Origin of the sequence: Paraglaciecola sp. 20A4, assembly GCF_011378905.1 — a bacterium.
Classification (GTDB): Bacteria; Pseudomonadota; Gammaproteobacteria; order Enterobacterales; family Alteromonadaceae; genus Paraglaciecola.
In genome coordinates this window covers 1-1099 of sequence record NZ_WTPY01000075.1, presented here as the reverse complement: position 1 = coordinate 1099, position 1099 = coordinate 1, and the positions used below count along the sequence as shown (strand labels likewise).

The 1099-nt window shown below is 42.4% G+C and carries 1 protein-coding gene; it reads right to left on the bottom strand.

Annotation, left to right across the window (positions count from 1 at the left end; genetic code table 11):
* Positions 1-8: 8 nt before the first annotated feature.
* Positions 9-1099, bottom strand: a protein-coding gene (locus GQS54_RS22875; RefSeq protein ID WP_240920049.1) for an IS3 family transposase whose coding sequence is annotated in 2 segments (ribosomal slippage) — positions 9-919 and positions 919-1099 — 1092 coding nt annotated over the 2 segments. Because the reading frame shifts where the segments join, the coding sequence is not laid out codon by codon here. This gene is flagged as partial in the annotation.

The window sequence follows — 1099 nt, the reverse complement described above, 5'->3', positions numbered from 1 at the left end:
TGTTCTGGTCAACTCCAACCGGACACTCTCTTTTGAGATATTTCATATTTAATCGGTGACATATTGCCATTTGCTGTATGTAACCGATCTTGGTTGTAATATTTCATATAGTCAGCCACATCTTGCTTCATATGTTCACGAGTGGGTTGAGCTATTTTTAATATCCAATCGTGTTTTAAACTCCCGAAAAACCGCTCTACTACTGCGTTATCCCAACAAGCCCCCACATCGCCCATTGATGCGCGAATGCCATATCCTTTTAGTAACGTACTAAAATGTTTGCTCGTATATTGTGAGCCTCGATCACTATGGAATACGAGTCCAGCCTTAGGCTGCCTCAGATTCACTGCTTTGATAAGCGCTTTACTTATTAAGTCAGTGGTCATGTGTTTTTCTATTTGCCATCCCACAATACGGCGAGAGTACAAATCCATCACTATAGCCAGATACATCCAGCCTTCTGCTGTTTTCAAATAGGTAATGTCGCCAGCCCAAATCTCGTCACTAGCGAGCGGATTAAAGTTTTGATTCAACAGGTTATTCGCCACTTTATCGCTATGTTTACGCTTAGTTGTGACCTTATAGGCGATGCGCTGCTTCACTTTTAGATTCAACTTCTTCATCAATTTGATGGTGCGATATCGACTGATTTCATAGCCTGTTTCGTGCAGTTTTTTAGATAACTCTCGGCTCCCCAAACTATGTCTACTGGCTTTGAACAGGGCTTTAGCTTGACGATAAAGCGATAGTTCGTGCTCTGTAATCAATTGGCCAGGTCGAGCGCACCAAGCGTAATAGGCTGACTTACTGACCTTCATCACACGACACAATATGCGCACCGGATAATGCACGGCTTGTGTCTTTATAAAACGAAATTTTATTTCATTTCTTTCGCGAAGAAGGCACTGGCCTTTTTTAAAATCTCTTTCTCCATACGCAATTCTTTATTTTCTTTGCGCAGGCGTTTCAATTCTTCCCGCTCATCTTCAACAAGCACTTTGCCTTGAATTTGCTGTTCATGAAGCTCTTTCCAGCGGTAGAGCATATTGGCGGCTATATCCAATGATTTAGCGGCTTCAGGGACGGAATAACCTTGCTC